This window comes from Thomasclavelia ramosa DSM 1402, from assembly GCF_014131695.1.
In the GTDB taxonomy this organism is placed as follows: Bacteria; Bacillota_I; Bacilli_A; order Erysipelotrichales; family Coprobacillaceae; genus Thomasclavelia; species Thomasclavelia ramosa.
Genome location: NZ_CP036346.1, coordinates 2,060,267 through 2,079,072, shown reverse-complemented (window position 1 = coordinate 2,079,072; position 18,806 = coordinate 2,060,267). Strand labels below are relative to the sequence as shown.

Here is an 18,806-nt window from a genome sequence, read left to right as displayed (position 1 = left end):
TAATAAGTATAGGGGGAAACTTAGGGTGTGGATTGGATTAGCTTGTCTATCAGCTTTATTTGCTGGGGTTACTGCAGTTCTTGCAAAAATTGGTTTGAAGAATGTTGATTCTTCTTTAGCAACAGCATTAAGGACAATAATTGTTTTAATTTTTTCATGGATAATGGTCTTATTTGCTGGAACCCAGGAACAATTAAAATATATTGATAGTAATACAGTATTGGTTTTATGTTTTTCTGGAATTGCAACTGGATTATCATGGTTATGTTATTTTAAGGCACTACAATTAGGAGATGTTAACAAAGTTACACCAATTGATAAAAGTAGTACAATTTTAACGATGCTGTTAGCATTTATTTTCTTTGACGAAAAAATTACTATGCTTAAAATAATTTCTATGATAATTATGTCTTTAGGAACTTATATGATGATTGAAAAAAAGCAGGTTGTAAATAAAGTGACAAATAACCATTGGCTATTATTTGCCTTGGCTTCAGCTTTATTTGCTTCTTTGACGGCTATAATTGCTAAGATTGCAATGCTTAATATTGATAGTAATCTGGGAACTTTTATTCGTACAGCGGTAGTATTGATTATGGCTTGGGGGATTGTTTTTTATCAGCGAAGTTATCATACAATTAAAGAAATTACAAAAAAGAATTGGCTTTTTTTATTTTCTTCTGGAATTACAACAGGTTTATCATGGATCTGTTATTATAAAGCGTTGCAATTAGGGGAGGCTAGTATTGTGGTTCCAATCGATAAACTGAGTATCATCGTCACAATTATCTTTTCGTATTTTGTTTTAAAAGAGTCTTTGTCAAAAAAGGCTGTGGCGGGATTGATTTTGATCGTTGCAGGAACAATGTTATTATTGATTTAAAGGGAGGGAATTATGAGAGAATATCATTTAATTGAACCTGTATATAATAAAAGTTCTAAAATATTAATTTTAGGTTCTTTTCCATCAGTAAAATCGCGGGAGGCCAACTTTTTTTATCATCATCCGCAGAATCGTTTTTGGAAAATTCTTGCAAATATTTATAATACTGAATTACCAGAGACTATTATTGAAAAGAAAGAATTTTTAATAAATCAACATATAGCTGTGTGGGATGTAATTGCTAGTTGTGAAATCAAAGGTTCGAGTGATAGTAGTATTACAAATGTTGAAGTCAATGATCTAAAGAAAATCATTGATCAAAGTCAAATTACGCATATTTATACAAATGGGAACTTAGCAGATAGATTGTATCATCGCTATTTCGATGAAATTATTGATCTTCCTGTTACTAAGTTACCATCAAGTTCACCAGCTAATGCGAGTTATTCTTTGACGAAATTAATTAGTTTTTGGAAAGAAATAAAATCGTTATAATATATTAATAGAAAGCAAAAAACTCAAAAAGAGTTTTTTAATTATGTTTCATTTTATATTTAAATAATGAAACAGCTGCAATTAAGAGGAGTCCAGCGTAGCTTAAAACCCAGAATAAATTATTAGGCATTGCGTGATAATTCGCATTTAAGCCATCTCGTGCCATATCTACAGCATGGACAAAAGGAAAACAATACGCAATATCTTTAAACAAGCCTCCAATTAAATCTAAACTAAACCATGTCCCACTTAGCCACGCGGTAAGATTAGTTAATAAGGCACCACAGATTCCTCCGACTTGTCTATCATTAAAAATAGTGCCACAAAATAAGCCGATTGTAATAAAAATAATTGAAATGGGGATTGTACATAAGATGGCAATAATGACATCAGGTGTTATTTTTAAACCTAGATAAAATGCTGCTAGATAGCAAAGTAAAGTCTGTATCAAGGCCATTGGTATTAATGGTAAAGTATATCCCAAAATATAATCTTTAGCTGTCATAGGAGTAGTAAATAATCGTGCTAATAATGATGACATTCGATCACGAGAGATCAATGTAGCTGAAAATAATGATAAGAAGGACAAGCCAAATACTGCAATTCCTGGTGTTAATTGTTTTAGTGAAAAAGGAGTGGCTGGAATATTTTTTTGGATTGTTGTCAATAGTAACAAGATAACGATTGGAAAACCTAAACCAAAAATAATATTAATAGGGTCACGTAAAATTTCTTTTGTGGTTCTTTTAGCAAAGGCCCATGTTCTCATTTTCAGTTCCTCCTGTTGCAAGTTTTATAAAGGCATCTTCAAAGCTGGTTGTCTTGGCGAATTTAATTAGTTCATTTGTGGTTCCCAGGGCTTTGATTTTACCATCTTTCATAATACAAACATAATCTGATAAAGCTTCGGCTTCTTCGAGATAATGGGTAGTTAAAATGATAGTAATCTTACCTTTTAGTGCTTTTATTGTGCGCCATAATTGTTCTCTGGCTAAAATATCAAGTCCTAGTGTTGGCTCATCTAAAAATAAAATTTGTGGCTCACTAATTAGGGCCATAGCAATACTTAAGCGCCGTTGATAACCACCCGATAGTTTTTTACTTTTTTTAGCAGCAACATCTTTCAAATTAAAAGCGGTAATCATTTCGATGACTTTGTTATTGATTAAAGTTTTTTTAAAACCATGGATTTCCGCCATTAATTCCAAATTTTCTCTAACGGTTAAATTCGGTGCGATTGCAGTTTCTTGGGGTGAAACGGCGATAAGCTCTTTAACAAAGAGGCTTTCATTAACAATGCTATAGTTATTGATTCTAGCATCACCGCTTGTTGGTTGAATCAAACCCGATAACATTTTGAGTGTAGTAGTTTTACCGGCTCCATTTACTCCCAATAGAGCTAGTAATTTTCCTTGTTTGATTGATAGATTTAAATTATCAACAGCAAGTTTATCATTATATTTTTTTGTTAAATTTTTAATTTCAATCATTTCCATGATAATCAGTCCTTTTCATTTTTGGGTACTCCTAATTCACTAACAAAGTTAATAACATCACGCTGATGGACAATAGCTAGACCACGTTCTTCATCACCAAGGATCAAAATTTTATCACCAGCGGAAATTTTAAAGATTCGACGTGCTTCTTGAGGAATTACGATTTGTCCACGTTCACCAACAGTAACTGCTCCAAAAAAATGTTTTCCTTTGGGAGGAATTACGATTCCAGCATCATCTTCATCATGATTGATTAAATTATCAATTGTTACATTGTATATTTTTGCCAATGCCATACAGCTGTCAATATCAGGCAATGATTCACCGCTTTCCCATTTTGCTACAGATTGACGTGATACACCAACTTGCTGTGCAATTTCTTCTTGAGTATATTGATAATGTTTTCTAAGCCAAACGAGATTCGTACTAAGCATATTTTTCATACCTCCTATATTTAGGATTATACGTTAAAATCAATTATTGTCTATCAATCAAAGTTGCCTTGAATGTTAAAAATAGTTGCATAATAAAACGGTATGACTGTCCATACCGTTTTACATTTATTCACTTAAATCTTCACCATTTGTGGCAATGACTTTCTTATACCAGTCAAAAGATTTTTTCTTACATCTTGAAAAATCTCCTTCATGATTATTATTGTAATTCACATAGATAAATCCATAGCGTTTATCATATTCACCAGTAGAAGCAGAGACAATGTCGATCGGTGACCACATTGTATAACCTAATAATTCTACTCCATCATAGTCAACTGCATCCCTCATAGCTTCGATATGTGCTGCTAAATAGTCGATACGATACTGATCATCGATTGTTCCGTCTGCTTCTACTTTGTCATAAGCACCAAAACCATTTTCAACAATCATCATTGGTAACTCAAAACGGTCATGGAACCAGTTTAGGCACCAGCGTAATCCTAGTGGATCGATTTGCCAACCCCAGTCTGAAGCTTTTAGATGAGTATTTCGAACAAAGTCCTCACTGAAATAATCATATGTTTTTTCATTACGTCCTTGATATTTTGAAGCAAAACTCATGTAATATGAGAATCCAATATAGTCCACTTTACCTTGAGATAAAATCTTTTTATCTTCTTCAGTAATAAAATCATAACCTTTTCTTTCGAATTTTTTCAATATATGATTTGGGTAGTGACCACGGGCATGGACTTCAACATACCAGTATTTTTGATGCATTGCTCCTAAAGCGTTCATTACATCAGTTGGATTAGGTGATGCAGGGTAAACAGCATTCATCCCAATCATACATCCAACTTGTAAATCAGGATTGATCTCATGAGCGGCTTTAACAGCTAAAGCAGAAGCGACTAATTCATGGTGAGCAGATAAATACATTAAATATTCTGCATCATCATCTTTTTTTAAAAGTACAGCTCCTTCTTGGATTAAGTTGTGCTGAGAAACATCAGCTTGATTATTGATTTCATTAAAAGTCATCCAGTATTTAACTTTATGCTGGTATCTTTCAAAGCATACTTTGGCAAATTTAACGAACATGTCGATTGCTTCACGATTTCTAAAACCACCGTACTCTTTTGCAAGCGTCCAAGGCATTTCGAAGTGCGATAATGTTATAATTGGCTCAATTCCATATTTATGACATTCATCAAATAAATCATCATAAAATTGTAAACCCTCTTCGTTAGGTGTTTCTTCATCACCCCGAGGAAAAATTCGTGTCCAGGCAATAGAAGTTCTAAATGCTTTGAATCCCATTTCAGCGAATAAAGCAATATCTTCCTTATAGCGATGGTAGAAATCCACCCCAACATGATTTGGATAATCTTCTCCTTCGATGACGCCATCAGTTAAGCGTCTTGGCGCACCAGTTACATTATTCCCTGCTGTTTCGACATCAGAGCAACTAATTCCTTTTCCACCTTCTTGCCAAGCTCCTTCAGCTTGATGTGCTGCAATTGCACCACCCCATAAAAAATCTTTATTAAATGTCATCTATATCGACCTCCTTATTTATAAATATATTATACTACGAAATCAATAAAGATAACGGAAATAATGATAAGAATGATAAATATCTTACATAATTTTCTTTAATTGACTTTATTGGATGATATATTTATTATGTAAGTAATGGGGTGATTTTATGATAGGGAAATTAACAGAAGGAAATATTACCAGGGCATTAATTAAATTTTCAATTCCAATGATCTTAGGAAATCTTTTACAGCAGCTTTATAATGTAGCTGATACTTTTATTGTTGGACATTATATCGGAACTGATGCTCTGGCAGCAGTTGGCTCATCTTTTACGATTATGACTTTTTTAACTTCCATTATCTTAGGTCTTTGCATGGGGAGTGGAATTTTATTTTCGATGTTCTATGGGGCTAAACAATTAGATAAAATGAAAACATCTTTTTTTGTCTCTTTTGTAGGAATCGGCATTTTTTCAATTGGATTAGAAATAGTTTGTCTTTTAGCAATTGATCTAATTTTAAATTTTATGAATATTCCTAGGGATATTTTTACGGATACCCATCAATATTTGTTTATAATTTTTCTAGGTCTAGTTTTTACTTTTATTTACAATTATTTTTCCTCGCTATTAAGAGCTTTGGGAAATTCTAAAATCCCATTGATCTTTCTAGCATTAGCATCAATTATAAATATTGGATTAGATATTTATTTAGTGGCAGAAGTTGCAATGGGGGTAGCTGGAGCTGCTGTTGCGACATTGATTGCCCAAGCTTTTAGTGCTATTGGTATCATGCTTTATGTCTTTCTAAGTCAAAAAGAATTGTTACCGCAACGAAAACATTGGCATTTTGAACGTGAAATATTTGAGAAAATCAAAGCGTACTCATTATTAACTTGTATCCAGCAATCAGTAATGAATTTTGGGATTTTAATGATTCAAGGGTTAGTAAATAGTTTTGGTTTAGTAACGATGTCAGCTTTTGCTGCTGCTGTAAAGATTGATTCATTTGCTTATATGCCAGTTCAAGATTTTGGTAATGCTTTTTCAACCTATATTGCTCAAAATAAAGGAGCAGGATTAGAAGAACGAATACATAAAGGATTTAAAGTAGCAGTTGTAATGGCTTCTATCTTTTGTATTTTTATTTCTGCCTTAGTCTTTATCTTTGCTGATAAGCTAATGCTGATCTTCATAGAATCTTCAAAGTCTGAAATTATCTATCAAGGGGCTCAGTATCTAAGAATTGAAGGTGCTTGTTATTTAGGAATTGGATGTTTATTTTTATTGTATGGTTATTATCGTGGGGTTGGTAAACCAGGAATTTCTGTAGTTTTAACTGTTATTTCGCTAGGGACACGTGTTGTTTTAGCATATCTTTTAGCACCATTATTTGGAACTTTGGCGATTTGGTGGGCAATTCCAATTGGCTGGTTTTTAGCTGATTTGATTGGGATTATGTATGGTTTAAAAAAAGAAAGGTGGACTAATAGATACATCGATAAGTAGAAGGAACGACATTTAAATCTTTAGAAGTCGCCTTTTTAGATTAGAAAAACAGTTTGCTAGTAACAGGATGTTTTGATTAAGAGGAGCAATAGACGTAGAAAAAGACTGTTATTACAACAGTCCGGTATCAATTTTAAAAGAATAAAAATATTTTCTTATTAATAAGTGTTAAAACATGCCATAATATACTTTGTTGCAGAAATAATGTTCTGTAATGAGCAATTCAGCTTAAGATATTATAAACATGATTACTATATTAGAAAAGTAACTTTTATCTTATTGTTTTTAGTCTAGATTTTCTCCATTTGAAGCAATTACTTTTTTATACCATTCGAAAGAATCTTTTTTACTTCTTTCTAAAGTACCATTACCTTCATTATCACGATCAACATAGATAAAACCATAACGTTTTTTCATTTCACCAGTAGTAAATGAAACACAGTCAATACATCCCCAAGGGGTATAACCAATTAAATCAATCCCGTCAAGTTCAACAGCTTTTTTCATTTCTTTAATATGAGCTTTTAAATAGTTGATGCGATAGTCATCATGGCAAGAACCATCAGCTTCTTTAACGTCAATGGCACCAAAACCATTTTCGACGATAAATAATGGTTTTTCATATCTTTCATAAAAAATATTCAATGCATATCTTAATCCTTCTGGATCAATTGCCCAGCCCCAGTCAGATTCTTTAATAAATGGATTTTTAACAGAATGCTCACTTGAACCATCAGTTGCTTTAGAAACATCTTGATGTGCAGTTGAATCTACAGTATTAGTCATATAATAACTAAATCCTATATAATCTACAGTTCCTTCAGCAAGAATTTTCTTATCTTCTTCTGTAATGTTAATATTAAAGCCTTTGCGTTCAAACATTTTTAAAGCATATGCAGGGTAATGACCGCGACATTGAACGTCACAGAAGAACCAGCGATCATGCATCATCTGATTTGATAATACCATATCAGCAGGACGACATGAAAATGGATAAATTGGAACCATTGCAATCATATTTCCAATCAAAAAGTTAGGATTGATTTGTTTACCAATTTTTACTGCTAATGCACTTGCTAATAAAGTATGATGACCGCAAATATACATTGCTTCTTCAGGATTATCATAATCTCCAAAATGAGCACCACTATTAGTCCAGCCAAAAATATCATTTTTAAAATTCATTTGATTATTAATTTCATTAAAAGTCATCCAATATTTAACTTTATCTTTATATCTTTTAAAACATACTTCAGCAAATTTAACAAAGAAATCAATAGTTTTACGATTCATAAAACCACCATATTCTTTTGCTAAATGATAAGGCATCTCAAAATGAGATAATGTGATAACTGGCTCAATTCCATATTTTAATAATTCATCAAAAACATCATCATAGAATTGTAATCCTTCTTCATTGGGTTCTGTTTCATCACCATTAGGGAAAATACGAGTCCATGCGATAGATGTTCTAAAGCATTTAAATCCCATTTCCGCAAATAAAGCAATATCTTCCTTGTAATGAGAATAGAAGTCAATTCCAACATGGTTTGGATAATATTCATTTTCCATGATTTGATCAGTAATACGGCGAGGAACACCATGTGCTCCGGCAGTCATCACATCAGCAACACTATATCCTTTTGAGGTATTTAAAACCCCACCTTCAAATTGATGAGCAGCTAAAGCGCCACCCCATAAAAAATCTTTACTTAAAGCCATATAATTTAATCCTCCTTATTTTTACAGTCTCATTATAACCAAAAAAATAGGTTGGTACAAATTTTTTTAGCTAAATGTGTTAAAATAAAAACGATTGTAATAGATTACACAAAATGTAACAGGAGTATAGGAAAATATGGAAACGATGATTGAATATGTGCATAATCGAATTAAGAGAAAAGACTACCAAATTGCAATTGATTTTACAATGGGGAATGGTCATGATACTTTATTTTTAAGTAAAGTGGCTAAACAAGTTTATAGTTTTGATATTCAGCAGGAAGCTTTAAATAATACAAAGAAGTTGATAGAAGATACTGATAATGTAAATTTGATTTTAGCTTCTCATGAAAATTTTGATTGCTATGTAAAAAACTTTGATGTAGGAATTTTTAATCTCGGTTATCTCCCCAATGGAGATCATCAAATTACAACTATGGCGGACAGTTCTTTGCAAGCAATAAAAAAAGCAGTTGAATATTTGAATCGAAAAGGAGAATTGTTTTTAGTTGTTTACATTGGTCATGATGAGGGAAAAAAAGAAAGTTTGTTAATTGAGGAATATGTCGCCAGTTTAGATCATATAAGTTATAATGTAGCGTTGTTTAAAATGATGAATAAGTTATCTGCTCCATACGTAATTCAAATTGAAAAAAGATAATTATATTAGATGCAATAACTAGGTAACAATGTTATAATATAAGTAATTAAGGAGGTAAGCAATATGGTAAAAAGAATCGACGTTACCGTAACTGATCCAGTTGGTCTTTATGCGACTCCAGCAACCGAACTAGTTGATACTATGAAGATGTTCAACAGTGATATTAAGTTAGTCTACGCATCTAAAACTGTCAACATGAAATCATTGATGGGGGTTCTATCTCTGGGTATTCCAACAAAAGCAAAAATTGAAATTATTGCTGATGGAGAAGATGAGGACGCAGTTATTAAACGGGCCCTTGAATTAATGAAGGATCTAGGAATTAGTGGGTAAAACAATTTAATAATTGGGACTCTTGTCCCTTTTATTTTGCCTATTAAACGATAATATGATATAGTAAAGACGAATTTTATAAAAAAGGGGACATATAGATGGAAAACTTCTTAAAACTAATAATTGCTTTTGGAATTGGCTTTATTCTTGTTGTTCTAGCAATGCCTAAAGTAATTCCATTCCTACATAAGATGAAATTTGGTCAAGTTGAACGTGAAGAAGGACTTGAATCACATAAGTCAAAAAATGGTACACCAACAATGGGTGGAATCGTTTTTGTGATTGCCGCAATTCTTGGTGCTTTTATTGTTAATTTTAATAATTTACTTGATCCGGAGCTGATTTTAGCAACAATTGTTTTAGTTGGATATAGTGCAATTGGATTTGTGGATGATGCTTTGATCATTGTTAAACATAGTAATAAGGGATTACCGCCACTAGCTAAATTATTAGCTCAGATCGCGTTAGCAATTATTTGTTATTTCTTTGCAATGAACTTTATTCCTGATTTTACATCAGTAATTACAATTCCATTATTAGATATTAATATTGATATGGGTTATTTATATCCAGCATTAATCTTAGTAATGTTTGCAGGGGAAAGTAACGGTGTAAATTTATCTGATGGTTTAGATGGATTAGCAACTGGTCTTTCAATGGTTGCGATTGCACCATTTATAATCTTTTCTATCATGACAAAAGATTATACTCTTGCAAGTTATGCAACTGCAATGGTAGGGGCTTTACTTGGTTTCATGATGTTTAATTATCATCCTGCTAAGATATTTATGGGTGATGTAGGTTCGCTTGGTCTAGGTGGTTTCTTGGCTATTTTAGCGATACTTACAAAACAAGAGTTATTACTTATTTTAGTTGGTGGAGTCTTTTTAATGGAAACTTTATCGGTTATTATTCAAGTAGTCTCATTTAAAACTCGAGGAAAACGAGTATTTAAGATGGCACCGATCCATCATCACTTTGAAATGTTGGGCTGGAGTGAACAACAAGTAACTATTTCATTCTGGTTCATTGGTTTCATCTGTGGAATCTTATCAATTGTAATTGGGGTGCTATAGAATATGTTTACTGGAAAAAAGGTATTAGTGATTGGACTTGCTAAAAGTGGTAAGGCTGCGATTAGATTGCTTCATAAATTAAATGCAACGATTACGGTTAATGAAGCTAAAGAAATTAAGGATATTCCAGAATATCAACAATATCTTGATATGGGAATTGAAATGGTAACAGGGTCACACCCAACTGAATTATTTGAATGTGATTTTGACTTTGTAATTAAGAACCCTGGAATTAATTATCATAAGCCATTTATTTTAAGACTTAAGGAAAGAAAGATTCCTGTATATACGGAAATTGAATTAGCTTTTCAAGTTGCTAAAAAACAACATTATATTGGAGTAACTGGTACTAATGGTAAAACAACAACAGTTACTTTAATTGATAAAATATTAAAGGGACAATATCAACATGTTCATTTAGCAGGTAATGTGGGAACACCACTATGTGATGTTGTTTTAGATAATGATCTTCTTAATGAAGAAAATCATTATGTAGTAATTGAAATGAGTAACTTTCAGTTATTAGATATTGAACGATTTAAGCCTTATGTCTCAACGATCATCAATTTAACACCCGATCATTTAGATTATATGGCCTCATTGGATGAGTATTATGCTTCTAAAACAAATATTTATAAGAATACTGATCTTGATGATTATTTTGTGGTTAATCTTGATGATAAAACAGTAATGGAGTATTTGGAAAAATATCCAGTTCCATGTAATCAAGTCACAATGTCATTGATACATGAAGCTGACTGTATGATCAAAGAACAGGCAATCTATTATCGAGATGAATTAATTATTAACTTAGCGGATATTAAAGTTGTAGGACGCCATAACATTCAAAATATTATGACAGCTATCTGCATTGCTAAAAAATGTGATGTACCAGTAACAGTCATCAATCGAGAAATTGCCTCATTTATTGGTGTTGAACATCGAATTGAGTTTGTTAGAGAAATTAATGGAGTTAAAATCTATAATGATTCAAAAGCAACTAATACTGACGCTACGATCATTGCTTTAAAAGCTTTTGAACAACCAGTAATTTTATTGATGGGTGGTTTTGATAAAGGGTTAGATTTAACCGAAATGGCTACTTATGGTAATAAAATCAGTCATCTGGTGACATTTGGTGCTGCTGGAGAGCGATTTAAAAATGATATGCATGTTGCAAACAGTAGTTCTGTTGAGAATTTAGAAGCAGCGACTTTGCTGGCAATCGAGAAAGCAAAAGCTGGCGATATTATTTTACTTTCGCCATCAACCAGCAGTTTTGATGAATTTTCTGGATATGAAGAACGTGGTCGAGTATTTAAAAATATTGTTAATAAATTATAGAAGATGCTTTGTAAAGTGAACCTTTAAGGAATATAGCTTAAAGGTTTATTTTATTGTCGAAAGTGTCTTTTTTAATTTATGAAAAACTTTCTATTTGAAAATTTCCCATTATATAATAAAATTATATGTATATGCATGGTAACATTAAAAATTGCAAGCTTATGGGTAATCGTAAGTTATCTTAATGTCGTTTCAGTGCTACCTGTTTATAGATAAATATTATTTTATAAAGGAGGAAGGCATGAATACATTACTCAGCAGATTGATAGTCTATATCAATTCATGTGTAAAAAAAGATGTGATTTACGAAATAGCCCGGTATATTATTAAAAATTATAGTTATTGCCAAAATATTACGCTTAAAGATATTATGGATGAATGTTATGTTTCGAGAGCTAGTGTAACGAGATTTTGTGAATATTTTGGTTTTCATTCTTGGAATAATTTTCAAAGCTTTTTAGTTAAAACAAAAAAAGTTAAAGAACAGCAAATTGAAAGTCGTTTTAGTAATATTGATATAGAAAGTATCTATGATCATTTATGTTATATTGCTAAAAATGATAGTTTAGAATTTAAAAATAATTTAAAAAAAGAGATCAATGCACTAGTTGAAATAATTAATCAAAGTAGTAGAATTTATTTATTTGGGGCAGTATATCCATTATCATTGGCAGTTGATTTCCAAATAAATATGATCAGTATTGGTAAAACAGTTTATAGTGATTTTCAAAGTGAAAGTGATTATTTAGAGCCAATGAATGAGGACGATCTAGCGATTATTTTAACTGCTTCTGGAAGATATGTTGGTGAATGTAAGTCCAAGTTTAATTTAATTTGTAATAATGCTGGCAAGAAAGCAGTTATTAGCTGCAGTAATCGGTATAGCTCACTTCAATACATCAATCATTATCTCTACATTCCAACGACTAATAAAAATAGTTTTGTTGATTTTGATTATTATACGATATTGATCTTAGATTTAATTTATATTGAGTATAATTTAAAGTATTGTCGAGGGAAATAATAGTGGGATCAATCTTAATTAAATTACATCAATTAATCAATTACAATCAAAATGAAAATATTCATTATTCGTTAGCAAAATATTTATTAGCTAATTGTGATACGATCAATCGATTATCAATTAGCAAAGTTGTTGAAGATACCTTGATTTCAAAAACATCTGTTTTAAAATTTTGCCGTTATTTAGGATATGATTCTTGGAAAGTCTTTTGCAGTGATTTTCAAGAAGAATGTCTCGATGAAAAGATTCGCTTGGATCGCTTAAAGATGAATGCAAACTTAATGTTTTCAAAAGATAATTTAAATGAGTATGTTCGACTAAACGATGAATATTTTAGTGAAGTACAAAAAATTGTTACATTTCAAAAAATAAAAATATTCGCTAAACAAATTAATGAAGCAAATAATATCTTTGTCTTTGGAGAACCTCGAGAATTACCGCTGTTTTATGATTTTCAAGAATTATTGGGGTTATATCATAAGGAATTGATTTTTCCTAAATCTTTAAATAAAAAGGATTTTGAGGAACAGTTAGCTTTGATTGATCAAGAAAGTTTAATAATTATTACTAACGGAGTTCATTCATTTGATGGGTTTATTGAAAAGGAAACTATTGAACCGGTATATGGATTAGAAAGAATTATGCAAACTAATTGTAAAGTTATTTTTATTGGTCAAAAGTCAGTTCAAAATTATGATAATGTTACAACACTAACAATACCTTTTTCATTTAATGAATATTTTATTCGTTTAGCAATTGCTGATTTAATTTATAAAATGATTACTTATTATTTTTATAGATATTAAATAATTTAAGAATTTTATAAATAGATTTATTTTTTTTATAAATTTGGTCTAAGAAAAAATACTTTTTTTCACGAAAACAAAAAAGGTTAAACTTTATTTGTGTTTTGTCGATGATTAAGTAAACGCTTTCATCGACTTCTCGTTTATACTAGAAGCATAGGGAATTTAAACGAGGAGGAAAATCGAAGATGAGTAAGAAGAAAAAACTTACAAAAACATTGGCTGCTTTATCAGCTGCCGGCTGTATTATCGGAAGTGCAACACCGATTGCATTAAATGCAGTAGAATTATCAAAATATTCTGTTGTGGAAGCAAAATATCAGGCTGCGAAAACAGAAGGAAGCGGAGAAAACGCTCAATTTAGTGACTACGATATTGATATTATGGTAGTAACTAATCCTGATTATAAAGGTGAAGCAGCTCCAACTTTGACTTATTCAAAAGCTTTTGATGAAAAAGCTAAAGAAGCTGGTAAAACGGCGTTGTTAAGCGAAAATATCGATGGTAAGGAATATGCTTTCAAAGATATGAACTTAAATGGAGAAATCGATGATTATGAAAGATGGTATCTTGATGCTGAAACAAGAGCACAAGATCTTGCTGATGCATTGGTTGCTGAAGGTGAAGATGGGATCGCAAAGATTGCTGGATTAATGTTATTTAGTAGCCATGAAGGAAATAGTGCTGCAGGATTAACAGATTCACAAAAAGATTATTTAACAAATAGTTATGTTAGAAATATTACTGATGCAGCAGGAAATGATGTGGAAGATTCAGTACGTTGGGTCAATGCGATGCAAGAGTATGTAGAAATATCTGATTTCAATGTTCCTGTTGATTTTAGTTCTGATCCTCGTTCAACAGCAGGGTCAGGAGATTTATATTCTGATAATGTTTCTAGTGGGGCTACAGATATTTCTAAATGGCCTTCTAATATTGGATTGGCAGCAACTTTTGATACTGAACATATGTATAATTTTGCAAAGGCATCTTCAGCTGAATATCGTGCATTAGGAATTGTAACAGCTTTAGGACCTCAAATAGATTTAGCGACAGAACCACGCTGGTTAAGAGTTGGTGGAACTTTTGGTGAAAATACTAAACTATCTACAGATATGGCTCAAGCTTATGTAGACGGTTCACAATCAACATATGTTAATGGAGAAGATCAAGGATGGGGAAAAGATTCAATTAACTGTATGATCAAACACTTCCCTGGTGATGGAGCCGGTGAAGGTGGTCGTGAATCACATACCCGTGCAGGTAAATATGCAGTTTATCCAGGTGGTAATTTTGAAGAACATTTAACTCCTTTTGCTCAAGGTGGCTTAAAATTGAAAGGGAAAACTGGAGCGGCAACTGCAGTGATGACATCTTATTCAATTGGAATCAATGCTGACGGTAGTGCTTTAGGTGGCGAAAGAGTTGGTTCAGCTTATAGTAAGTCTAAAATGAGTATTTTAAGAGATGATTTAGGCTTTGACGGTGTAGTTTGTACTGACTGGGGTGTTACTAGCACGCCCCCTGAACAATTAGCACTAGGTGGTCTAGGAATGGCTTGGGGAATGGAAAATGCTACTGATAACGAAAGGCATTTAGCAATCTTAGATGCTGGTGGTGACATGTTTGGTGGTAATAATGACAATAAGCCAATCGTTTGGTCATGGCAGCAAATGGTTGATCGTGATGGCGAAGAAGCTGCTAATACTCGCTTTGCAACTTCAGCTAAACGTTTATTGAAATTAACAATGGAACCAGGATTATTTGAAAATACTTATTTGAATTTAGATGAATCATTAGCTGAAGCTGGAAGTAAAGATAAAAAAGACGCTGGATATCAAGCTCAGTTAGAGTCAGTGGTTATGTTAAAGAATAAAGATAACACAATTAAAGCGGCTAAAGATCAAGCAAAAGATCCTAAAGATATGACTGTTTATATTCCTAAAACATATACTGCAGAACAAAAAGGAGTTTTTGGTGATACACCTGCATCTTGGTCAGATTCAATGAATATTGAGACAGCTAAATCTATCTATGGAACAGTTTTAACTGATGAAATAGTTGATGATAAAGTAGTACGACCTGATTTATCAAATGTTGATAAAGTAATTGTTGGAATGCGTTCTCCAAATAACGGAAGCTTATTTAATCAATCAGGTATGATCGTTGAAGATGGTAAACAAAAATTTTATCCATTATCATTGCAATACCGCCCATATACTGCTGATGGCGAAAACGTAAGAAAAGTGTCAATTGCTGGAGATTTAAATAGTGATGGTACCCAACAAAATAGATCTTATTATGGAGCAACTAGTAAAATTGCTAATGAATACGATTTAACAGCTTGTTTAGAAGCTGTAGAAGCAGCTAAAGCAGTCAATAAAGATATTCCTGTAGTTGTTGCTTTAAATGCTAATGGTCCTGTTATCGTTAGTGAATTTGAAGACAAAGTAGATGCAATCGTATGTGGCTTCTCTGTAAGTGATAGTGCTGTGTTTGATATTATTAATGGTAAATCTGAACCAAAAGGATTATTACCATTACAATTTCCTGCAAATATGGATACTGTAGAAGCGAATAAAGAAGATGTTGCTGGTGATCTAGTATGTTATAAAGATACACAAGGAAATACTTATGATGTAGCCTATGGTTTAAACTGGTCAGGAATTATTGATGATGAGCGTGTTCAAACATATAATCCAGACCGTCCAACTACAGATACAACAACAGTTACCCCTACACCAACACCTGATAAACCTACTACTTCAGTAAAAACTGGTGATGAAATTAATTTAAACACAACAATGCTGGCTGGGGCCGTTGCTCTAGTGGCAGGATTAACTGCATATGTAACAACTAAAAAAAGAAAAGCAGTAAAATAAAATGATAAAGATGATATAGAGGTATGGTTCAGCATACCTCTATAATTAATTGAGGTGAGCATATGAAAATACTTAAAAAATTAATGATTTTGCTAGTACTGGCAGCTTTGATAATAGGTTGTTCCAAAGAACCAGAAAATAATTATTTAGGAAATCTGAAAGTTGGCCATACAATGAAACTAGATGATAAAGAGGTGCCAAAAGCAAAATTTGAGTTTTTCTATGGTCGCGCTTTGACTAAATATTTAAACCAATATTACAGTGCTTTTAGTGATGATTATGCAAGTATAGTTGATTTTAATATTGAAAAGGATATAAATGATTTAAAAAATCAAGATTGTACGGTTACTGGTTATACAGACAAATCATGGGAATATTATTTTGCTGATCAGGCAAAGAAAGATATTTTAGAAGTAGAGGCATTGGTAAGAGGTGCTAAAACTGCTGGTTATCAAATAAATGCTGATGATAAAAAGAAAGCTCGCTCAACATTTGGTGAACTAGAAAGTTATTGTAAAGAAAATAAGATTGATTTTGAAGATTATCTCCATTCAACCTTTGGTTTAGAGGCAATAAAGGATAATTTAATCAGTTATTATGAGGAATCTAATCTGGCCTCACGATATGCAGCAGTTTTATTAAAAGAACCAACTGATGAAGAGGTGGAGCAATATTATCTAGCTAATAAAAATGATATTGATACGATCAATATTCGCTATTTTGCTTTTGCTAAGGATGATAAAGCAAAAGCAGATGAGTTTGCCCAAAAGATTCGTAGTGAGGCAGATTTTAAACAGATGGCAGTTGATTATAGTAGTGATGATAAAAAAATTTATTATCAAAATAATGATTTGAGTCTACGTCAAGATTTAAGAAAATCAGATTTACCTGAATATTTGCAATCCGTATTATTTGATCAGGCATTACCAATTAATAGTGTTAAAGTAGTTGAAGGGGATTCTAGTATTGATGTAGTTATGCTGGTGGCTAGAGAACAGCCTGTTTATCGACAAGCTAGTATTTCAACAGTTTATTTAGATGCTAGAGAAACAGATACTGATAATTTGACAACCGAAAAAATGAATACATGTAAAGAATTTGCAGACAATTTGCTACAAGATTTTATGAATAATACTGACAGATCGATTGATAAGTTTCATGAATATAATAGTAAATATGCAGATGATAAGAACAATCAGGGAGATTATGACAATATATCTAAAGGGGATAGTACTATTGAAATTGCAAATTGGGTTTTTGATGAATCTCGACAAGTTGGAGATTTGGAAGTATTAATGAGTAATTATGGTTATACCATTGTATATTTTAGAGGATTTGGAGGAATTGATTATTTTGAAAGAGCAAAGGTATTAGCTAAAGAAGCAACGTATGATAAGCAGTTAAATGATTTAAAAAGGAATATCAAGGTTATGATTAAATAAAAAGTTTATCAGGAATGATAAGCTTTTTTTCATTTCTTAAAATATTTTTTCATATACTTAAAATGGAGGTAAGTATATGAAACGTAGAAGAGTGGTCGTTACAGTTTTAATAATTGTGATAATTGGGTTGATGATGGTATATAGTGCCTCGAATATTTGGGCCGGATATAAATTTAATGATTCTTTATATTACATTAAACGACAAGGAATTTTTGCTGTTATTGGTATAATTGCTATGTTTGTGTTTTCAAAGATTGATTATCATATTTATCAAAAAAATGCAAATAAACTTTTGATTGGGTCTTTTATCTTGATGATTTTAGTTTTGATTCCGGGGATTGGAGCAGTTCGCGGGGGGTCGCGCTCATGGTTTAATTTAGGTATTATTTCGTTGCAGCCATCTGAGCTGTTTAAAATTGCGATAATTATTTATAGTGCAAACTATATTAACAATCATTATCATGAATTAAAGAAACTAAAAGCTAGTTTGAAGTTGTTATTGATTTTGGGACTTGGGTTTGGTTTAATTATGCTTCAGCCTGATTTTGGTAGTGGTGTTGTAATGGCTTGTTCAATTGTAGTGATGTTGATCGTTAGTCCATTTCCATTTAAATATTTTGTTATGTTAGGGATCTTAGGGGTAATTGGAATCGTTATTATGATTATTTCGGCTCCATATCGTTTAGCACGTATCGTAGCTTTTTTAAACCCTTTTGCCGATCCCTTAGGAAGTGGTTTCCAAATTATTCAGTCACTTTATGCGATTGCACCAGGGGGGATTTTAGGAGTAGGCTTTAATAATAGTGTGCAAAAACATTTTTATTTACCGGAACCACAAACAGATTTTATTTTTGCTATATTTTTAGAAGAATTTGGATTGATTGGGGGCGTTTTATTAGTTGGAATGTACGGTTATATGTTTGTAACTGTCTTTAATCAAGCAACTAAAGTAAAAGATTTATTTGGCAGCTTTTTAATGATTGGAATTATTTCAATGATTGGAATTCAAACTTTGATCAATCTTGGAGTAGTTGTCGGTTTATTTCCAGTAACGGGAGTAACTTTGCCGTTAATGTCTTACGGAGGATCGTCATTGACGATTACGCTTATTGCAATTGGAATTGTATTAAATATTTCAAAATCAACATATTAATGT

The 18,806-nt window shown here is 32.0% G+C and carries 17 protein-coding genes; 12 read left to right on the top strand and 5 right to left on the bottom strand.

What is annotated here, in order from left to right; all coding sequences use genetic code 11:
- Positions 1–25 precede the first annotated feature (25 nt).
- Together EYR00_RS10105 and EYR00_RS10100 are read left to right on the top strand one after the other, a co-directional pair.
- On the top strand, positions 26–883 hold the full coding sequence (locus tag EYR00_RS10105) for an EamA family transporter (protein ID WP_008791411.1): 858 nt from the start codon (positions 26–28) through the stop codon (positions 881–883).
- A gap of 12 nt (positions 884–895) precedes the next feature.
- A complete protein-coding gene (locus EYR00_RS10100) occupies positions 896–1,378 on the top strand; it encodes a DNA-deoxyinosine glycosylase (protein ID WP_003536537.1) in 483 nt (160 codons plus the stop codon).
- A gap of 37 nt (positions 1,379–1,415) precedes the next feature.
- Here the strand turns inward: EYR00_RS10100 and EYR00_RS10095 are convergent, their stop codons facing one another.
- The 4 genes from EYR00_RS10095 to EYR00_RS10080 form a co-directional block, all read right to left on the bottom strand.
- Positions 1,416–2,147, bottom strand: coding sequence for an ABC transporter permease (locus tag EYR00_RS10095; RefSeq protein WP_003536538.1), 732 nt, complete (start codon positions 2,145–2,147; stop codon positions 1,416–1,418).
- Positions 2,125–2,874, bottom strand: a complete 750-nt coding sequence (locus EYR00_RS10090; RefSeq protein WP_003536539.1) for an ABC transporter ATP-binding protein — start codon at positions 2,872–2,874, stop codon at positions 2,125–2,127. The genes EYR00_RS10095 and EYR00_RS10090 overlap by 23 nt, the downstream gene beginning before the upstream one ends.
- A gap of 5 nt (positions 2,875–2,879) precedes the next feature.
- The gene (locus EYR00_RS10085) at positions 2,880–3,308 is read right to left on the bottom strand and encodes a helix-turn-helix transcriptional regulator (protein WP_008791413.1); all 429 of its coding nucleotides are present in this window, start codon (positions 3,306–3,308) and stop codon (positions 2,880–2,882) included.
- Positions 3,309–3,434: 126 nt separating this feature from the next.
- Positions 3,435–4,868 carry a 6-phospho-beta-glucosidase gene (locus tag EYR00_RS10080; RefSeq protein WP_003536541.1) on the bottom strand — a complete coding sequence of 478 codons (1,434 nt, stop codon included), beginning with the start codon at positions 4,866–4,868 and terminating at the stop codon, positions 3,435–3,437.
- Positions 4,869–5,019: 151 nt separating this feature from the next.
- Between EYR00_RS10080 and EYR00_RS10075 the strand changes: the two genes are divergently transcribed.
- The gene (locus tag EYR00_RS10075) at positions 5,020–6,360 is read left to right on the top strand and encodes an MATE family efflux transporter (RefSeq protein WP_003536542.1); all 1,341 of its coding nucleotides are present in this window, start codon (positions 5,020–5,022) and stop codon (positions 6,358–6,360) included.
- 285 nt (positions 6,361–6,645) lie between these two features.
- On the opposite strand, the gene EYR00_RS10070 is transcribed toward EYR00_RS10075, so the two are convergent.
- Complete coding sequence (locus tag EYR00_RS10070; protein ID WP_003536543.1) at positions 6,646–8,082, bottom strand: 6-phospho-beta-glucosidase; 1,437 nt, start codon at positions 8,080–8,082, stop codon at positions 6,646–6,648.
- A gap of 136 nt (positions 8,083–8,218) precedes the next feature.
- Here EYR00_RS10070 and mnmM point away from each other — a divergent pair, with 136 nt between their 5' ends.
- The 9 genes from mnmM (at position 8,219) to ftsW (ending at position 18,803) form a co-directional block, all read left to right on the top strand.
- Positions 8,219–8,743, top strand: coding sequence for a tRNA 5-(aminomethyl)-2-thiouridylate-methyltransferase MnmM (gene mnmM / locus EYR00_RS10065; RefSeq protein WP_003536544.1), 525 nt, complete (start codon positions 8,219–8,221; stop codon positions 8,741–8,743).
- Between the two features lie 63 nt (positions 8,744–8,806).
- The gene (locus EYR00_RS10060) at positions 8,807–9,076 is read left to right on the top strand and encodes an HPr family phosphocarrier protein (RefSeq protein WP_003536545.1); all 270 of its coding nucleotides are present in this window, start codon (positions 8,807–8,809) and stop codon (positions 9,074–9,076) included.
- A 98-nt stretch (positions 9,077–9,174) separates the two neighbouring features.
- On the top strand, positions 9,175–10,152 hold the full coding sequence (mraY, locus tag EYR00_RS10055) for a phospho-N-acetylmuramoyl-pentapeptide-transferase (RefSeq protein WP_003536546.1): 978 nt from the start codon (positions 9,175–9,177) through the stop codon (positions 10,150–10,152).
- A gap of 3 nt (positions 10,153–10,155) precedes the next feature.
- Positions 10,156–11,496 carry a UDP-N-acetylmuramoyl-L-alanine--D-glutamate ligase gene (murD, locus tag EYR00_RS10050; protein ID WP_003536547.1) on the top strand — a complete coding sequence of 447 codons (1,341 nt, stop codon included), beginning with the start codon at positions 10,156–10,158 and terminating at the stop codon, positions 11,494–11,496.
- A 241-nt stretch (positions 11,497–11,737) separates the two neighbouring features.
- Positions 11,738–12,520 (top strand): MurR/RpiR family transcriptional regulator, encoded by a 783-nt coding sequence (locus EYR00_RS10045; RefSeq protein WP_009008950.1) that lies wholly within the window; start codon positions 11,738–11,740, stop codon positions 12,518–12,520.
- Between the two features lie 2 nt (positions 12,521–12,522).
- Entirely contained in the window at positions 12,523–13,326 is an 804-nt protein-coding gene (locus EYR00_RS10040) for a MurR/RpiR family transcriptional regulator (protein WP_003536549.1), read from the top strand.
- Between the two features lie 188 nt (positions 13,327–13,514).
- Complete coding sequence (locus EYR00_RS10035) at positions 13,515–16,208, top strand: glycoside hydrolase family 3 N-terminal domain-containing protein (RefSeq protein ID WP_003536550.1); 2,694 nt, start codon at positions 13,515–13,517, stop codon at positions 16,206–16,208.
- A 62-nt stretch (positions 16,209–16,270) separates the two neighbouring features.
- Positions 16,271–17,650: a peptidylprolyl isomerase gene (locus EYR00_RS10030; protein ID WP_003536551.1), complete on the top strand. Its 1,380-nt coding sequence runs from the start codon at positions 16,271–16,273 to the stop codon at positions 17,648–17,650.
- 76 nt (positions 17,651–17,726) lie between these two features.
- Positions 17,727–18,803 carry a putative lipid II flippase FtsW gene (gene ftsW / locus EYR00_RS10025; RefSeq protein ID WP_003536552.1) on the top strand — a complete coding sequence of 359 codons (1,077 nt, stop codon included), beginning with the start codon at positions 17,727–17,729 and terminating at the stop codon, positions 18,801–18,803.
- Positions 18,804–18,806 lie beyond the last annotated feature (3 nt).